Below are 5,289 nucleotides of genomic sequence, written 5' to 3'. Positions count from 1 at the left end.
GCTGTTCCGTTTCCGCGCCGAAAGCGGTCGCGGCGGCGACGAGGTGGTCGGGCGCTTCGAGACCTGCGGCACCACGCCGGGCTTCCTGGCCCGGGCGCGCGAACAGGGGCTGGAAGGCGCCCTGCGCGCCGCCATGGAGGGCTGACCGGGATGCTGCTGGCCGCCTCGATCCTGCTGACCTTCATCGGCACGATGGCCAGCTGCCTGCTGGTTCTGATGCTGATCGACCGTTCGCGCCGGGTGCGCCGGGCGCGGCTGGTGCGGCAGGGGTCGGGCAGCGCGGCGCGGGCCCAGAGGGTGATGCAGAAGCTGGACAGCGCCCAGGACGGCGAGGCGCTGCGTCGCCGGCCCACCGGGCTGTCCGGGCTGCTCGAAGCGCGGCTGCGGGCGGCGGGTCTTGCGCTGTCTCCGGTCATGGCCGGGCTGGTGATCGCCCTGCTGGCGGCGCTGGCCTTCGCGCTGGCGGCCCTCTCCGGGCTGGTGCCGCTGCTGGCGGCGGCGCCCGCCTCTGCGCTGACCGGCTGGATGGTCTTCAACATCCTGCTCGACATCGCCCGCGCACGCCGGGTGCGCCAGTTCAACGACGCCCTGCCCGAGGCGCTGGACATCTTCGCCCGCGGCATGCGCTCGGGGCAGACGGTGCAGGGGGCGCTCGGGGTGGTGGCGCAACATGCCCGCGGCGTCGCCCGCGACGAGTTCGCCCGCTGCCACGACGAGCTGAAGCTGGGCGTGACCCTGAACGAGGCTCTGGCCGCGCTGGCCCGCCGCATCGGCAGTCCAGAGGCGCATTTCATCTCGGTCGCCACCAGCCTGCAGGCCGAGACCGGCGGCAACCTCGTCGAGACGCTGGACAACCTGGCCGAGCTGCTGCGCGACCGGCGCAAGCTGCGCAAGAAGGCGGCGGCCCTGTCGGCCGAAACCCGGGTCAGCGCCTTCATCCTCTCCAGCCTGCCCTTCGTGATCGCCGGGGTGCTCTTCGTGATGAACCGGGGCTACCTGACGCCGCTGATCGGTGATCCCCGCGGCCTGGTGATGACCCTGGTCGGGGTGGTCTGCCTGGGGCTGGGGATCTTCAGCATGTACAAGCTGTCACGGATCGAGGCCTGAAATGTCGCTGATCCCCCTCGCCCTGCTCACCCTGCTGATCGCCATCCCGCTGCAACTGGCGGTCTTTGCCGCGTTGGACCGCCGTGCGCGGGCGGCGCGGCTGGCCCGCAGTGCCGGGCGGGGGCCGCTTCTGGCCCGGCCCGCCGCGCCATCGCCGGGGCGTCGCCTCGGCGAGGCCCTGCTGCGCCTGGCCGCGCGTACCTCCGAACGCTTCGTGGTCCTGCGCGGCGGCGACGCCGAGATGACCTCGGTGCAGCTGCGTGCGGCGGGGTTCCGCAATCGCGACGCGGTGCTGGTCCATGCCTTCCTCAAGCTGGTGCTGCCCCTGGCCGCCGGGGCGGTGACCCTGGCCTGGCTGCACCTGCGCGACGGCGGCGCCCCCGCTCTGCTGGTGCAGGTGATCTGGACCTGCGGCCTGGCGCTGGCCGGATCGCGCGGGCCTGACATGGTGCTGGCCCAGCTGGTCAAGCGCCGCCTGGCCCGGGTCCGCAAGGATTTCCCCGACATGCTGGAACTGCTGGTGATCGCCAGCGAGGCAGGGCTTGGCCCCGGCCCGGCGCTGCAGCGCGTCGCCCGCGAGCTGCGCCCCGCCTGCCCCGCCCTGTCGCTGGAGCTGGAGCAGCTGGTGATCGAACTGGGCGTCCTGCCCCGCCGGGCCGAGGCCTGGGCCAACTTCGAGCGCCGCCTGCCCCTGCCCGAGATCGCCGTCTTCACCAACACCCTGCTGCAGGCCGAGCGCTACGGCACCCCCTTCGCCGGGGCCCTGCGCACCCTGATGCGGGACGAGCGCGCCAGCCGCCTGCTGCGCGTCGAAGAGCAGGCCGCCAAGGCCCCTGCCCTGATGACGGTGCCGCTGATCCTCTTCATCATGCCCGCGCTGTTCATCGTGCTGGTCGGTCCGGCCGCGCTGAGCATCCTCGACAACATCATGAACGGAGGGTTCGGCCAGTGACCCGCCTGCGGACCTTCCTGCGCGAGGACAGCGGCGCCACGGCGGTGGAATTCGCCCTGATCCTGCCGGTGCTGCTGGCCATGCTCTTCGGCATCATCTGCTTCGGCCAGTATTTCGCCATCGCCAACAGCCTTCAGCAACTGGCCGCCGAGGCCGCGCGCCATTCGGTCACCGGCCTCGCCGAGGACGAGCGCGCCGACCTGGCCGAAGCCTATATCAACGAGATCGGCGCCCGGTTCTCCTTCCTCGGGGCCGAGAAGGTCAGCGCAGAGATCACCATGTTGCCCGGCACCGTCCCGGCCATCGAGATCGCCCTGACCTATGATCTGGCCGGCTCGGCGGTGGATGTGGCCGACGGCTTCCTCGGGCTCGACATCCCCAGCATCACCCGGAGGAGCTACCTTGCCTACTAGCCTGCGCGCCCTCCGGTTTCCGCGACGCTTCCTGGCCGACGAGAGCGGCGCCGTGGCGATCATCGTCGCGCTCTGCCTGACCATGCTGATCGGCTTCCTGGCGCTCGGCGTCGACCTGTCCTCTCTCTACGCCCGGCAGAAGACCCTGCAGACCCGCGCCGACCTCGCGGCCGTCAGCGCGGTGTCGCATCTTGCCGACGCGGCCGAGGACAGGGCGCGCGCCACGGTCACCGGCAACGGGCTGGAGGCCACGGCGATGACCGGCATCGGCTATGCCCGCTTCACCCGCGACGCCGCCCTGCCTGCCGCCGACCGCCTTGCCGAGCGCAGCCAGGGCGATCCCGACGTCAATGCCGCCACCGTCTCGCTCAGCGAGGAGGCACCGCTTTTCTTCGCCCGCACCTTCCTGGCCCAGGACAGCACCCGGCTGTCGGCCACCGCTACCGCCGCGCGCTTCGATTTCGCCGCCTTCAGCCTCGGCTCGCGGCTGGCCTCGGTGCATGACGGGCTGCTGAACGCGCTGCTAGGCTCGGTGCTGGGCAGCTCCGTCGACCTGGACGTGCTGGACTACAACGCTCTCGCCGATGCCGATGTCGACCTGCTGAGCTTCCTCGACGCCCTCGCCCTGCGCGCCGACCTCGAGGTCGCCGACTACAGCGAGATCCTTGATGCCGACGTCGGCCTGCCGGCGATTGCCGGCGCCCTTCTGGACACCGGTGCGATTGCCGGCAGCACCACGGTCCTGACCACCGTGCTCGACAGCCTCACGGATGCCACCCTCGGCGTCTCGCGGCTGATCGCCATCGAGGGCGAAGACGTGGATGTGCAGGTCGAGGATATCCTGCCGCGCATCCAGGTGTCGGCCCTCGATATCCTGTTCAGCGCGCTGGAGGTGATCACCGCTGACGAAAGCCGCATCGTCACCGCCGACCTCGACCTCGGCATCGACGGGCTGATCTCGACCGGCCTGCAACTGGCCATTGGCGAACGCGAGGGCCAGTCGGGCTGGATCACCCTGGGAGAGCGCGGCGCCACCGTCCACACCGCCCAGACCCGGCTGAAGCTTGACCTTGACCTCGGCACCGCGCTGGTTGCCGACCTGCTGCCCAGCCTCGACCTGCTTTCGGTCCGCCTGCCGCTCTATGTCGAGATCGCCAGTGCCACGGCCACGCTGAGCGCGCTGCACTGCTCGGCCACCGGCCCGGACGACCCCGCTGCCAGTTTCGACACCGAAAGCGGGCTGGTCTCGGTCTTTCTGGGAGAGTTCACGCCCCCGGCCTTCTCGGACCAGAGCACGCCGCTGGATCCCGACAGCCCCGCCTTCACTCCGGCCGAGCTGCTGGCGGTCGATGTCGATCTCGACCTGCTGGGCCTGCCCCTGACAGAGCTTCTGAACCTGCTCGGGCTCGGTATCGGAGACATTCGCGCCGTGGTGGCCGCCAAGGCCCATGTCCAGGTCGCCGAAGCCCTGACCGACAGCCAGGATTTCACCTGGTCGCAGGTTGGCCAGCAAGCCAGCTACAGCAGCGGCGACCTTCTCGGCAGCAGCCTCGGTTCGCTCATCGACGGGCTGGACGTCTCTGTGTCGGTCGAGACCGGATCCATCTCGCTTTCGCTGATCAACCGGGTAGTCAACTTCGTCCTCAATGCCCTGTCCGGCGTCGTCACACCCCTGCTGAGCACCCTCATCGCCCCGGAAGACGGCAGCCTCTTTCCCGGGGTCGATCCCATCCTGGACAGCCTCCTCGAGGCCCTGGGCATCCGTATCGCCGGGGCCGACCTGACCCTGGACGGCGTCAATTGCGGCGCCGTGATGCTTGTCCGATGACCCGAACGCCTTTCATCGCCGCCCTCCAACGGCGCCCCATACCGGAGATCACCTTGCAAAGCCTGACGATCCTGACACGCCCGCTCGCCCCCCTGCTGATCCTCCTGGCCCTGTCCGCCTGCACCCTGCAGGCCCCGCAGATGGCAGGCCAGCCCGCGTCGGGACAGGAAACCGACATCTCGCTGCGCCTCGCCCAGGCCACTGCGGCCTCCGGTGAACACGCCAAGGCGGTGAAGCTCTTCGAGAAGGTGCTGGCCGCCGAGCCCGACAATGTCGAGGCCCTTGCCGGTGCGGGCGACAGCTACGCCCGGATCGGCCAGAACAGCCGCGCCGAGGCCATCCTGCTGCGCGCCCACGATCTGGCTCCCCGCGATGCCGGGGTACTGTCGATCCTCGGCCGGGTCCGCCTTGCGATGAACCGCCCCGCCGAGGCCCTCGCCGACTACGACAGCGCGCTGAAGCTGCAACGGGCCAATGTCTCGGCGCTGACCGGCAAGGGCGTGGCCCTCGACACGCTGTCCCGCCACGCCGAGGCGCAGGAGGTCTACACCTACGCGTTGAAGCTCTACCCGTCGAACTTCATCCTGCGCAGCAACTACGCCCTCTCGCTCGCGCTGACCGAGACCCAGGGCCAGGCCATCGCCATCCTGCAGGAGCTGGTGCGCGATCCCGTCGCCGCCCCGCATGTGCGCGGCAACCTGGCGCTGGTCTACGGCCTCGCCGGGCGCGACAACGACGCCCGCGCCACGCTGGCGCTGGACCTTTCGCCCTCTGAGATCGAGCAGAACATCCAGGTCTACCAGGCCCTGCGCCGGATGATGCTCGAGGGCCGTCCCGTCGGTGCCCTTGTCTTCGCCTGATGTCTTCGCCTGATCGCGCCGCTGCCAACCGCGGCGCGAAAGCCCCACCGTCCCGCGAGGCCGCCGGGCCGAGGAGCACGGTGCAAGCCCATGTCCATTTCGACGGCCCACACCACGACTGAAAGGAAG

The 5,289-nt window shown here is 70.3% G+C and carries 5 protein-coding genes; all 5 read left to right on the top strand.

From position 1 onward, the window contains the following. Positions 1–150 precede the first annotated feature (150 nt). The 5 genes from OS124_RS0117685 to OS124_RS0117665 are packed head-to-tail and all read left to right on the top strand — an operon-like array spanning position 151 to position 5,160. Positions 151–1,107 carry a type II secretion system F family protein gene (locus OS124_RS0117685; RefSeq protein ID WP_010141189.1) on the top strand — a complete coding sequence of 319 codons (957 nt, stop codon included), beginning with the start codon at positions 151–153 and terminating at the stop codon, positions 1,105–1,107. Position 1,108: 1 nt separating this feature from the next. After that, positions 1,109–2,059, top strand: coding sequence for a type II secretion system F family protein (locus tag OS124_RS0117680; RefSeq protein ID WP_010141188.1), 951 nt, complete (start codon positions 1,109–1,111; stop codon positions 2,057–2,059). Further along, on the top strand, positions 2,056–2,472 hold the full coding sequence (locus OS124_RS0117675; RefSeq protein WP_010141187.1) for a TadE/TadG family type IV pilus assembly protein: 417 nt from the start codon (positions 2,056–2,058) through the stop codon (positions 2,470–2,472). Before OS124_RS0117680 ends, OS124_RS0117675 begins: the two co-directional genes overlap by 4 nt. Next, a complete protein-coding gene (locus tag OS124_RS0117670; RefSeq protein WP_168161487.1) occupies positions 2,462–4,300 on the top strand; it encodes a pilus assembly protein TadG-related protein in 1,839 nt (612 codons plus the stop codon). Before OS124_RS0117675 ends, OS124_RS0117670 begins: the two co-directional genes overlap by 11 nt. Before the next feature lie 53 nt (positions 4,301–4,353). Then, entirely contained in the window at positions 4,354–5,160 is an 807-nt protein-coding gene (locus OS124_RS0117665; RefSeq protein ID WP_010141185.1) for a tetratricopeptide repeat protein, read from the top strand. Positions 5,161–5,289 lie beyond the last annotated feature (129 nt).

The sequence above is a fragment of the Oceanicola sp. S124 genome (genome assembly GCF_000220565.1).
Taxonomy (GTDB): domain Bacteria; phylum Pseudomonadota; class Alphaproteobacteria; order Rhodobacterales; family Rhodobacteraceae; genus Pseudooceanicola.
Note: the sequence above shows the minus strand (reverse complement) of the source record. Positions and strands in the feature narration are given on the sequence as shown.

What these genes read in the sequence shown, in the direction of transcription:
- OS124_RS0117685 (WP_010141189.1), top strand. Translation starts at nt 151, where the DNA reads ATGCTGCTGGCCGCCTCGATCCTGCTGACCTTCATCGGCACGATGGCC.
- OS124_RS0117680 (WP_010141188.1), top strand. Translation starts at nt 1,109, where the DNA reads ATGTCGCTGATCCCCCTCGCCCTGCTCACCCTGCTGATCGCCATCCCG.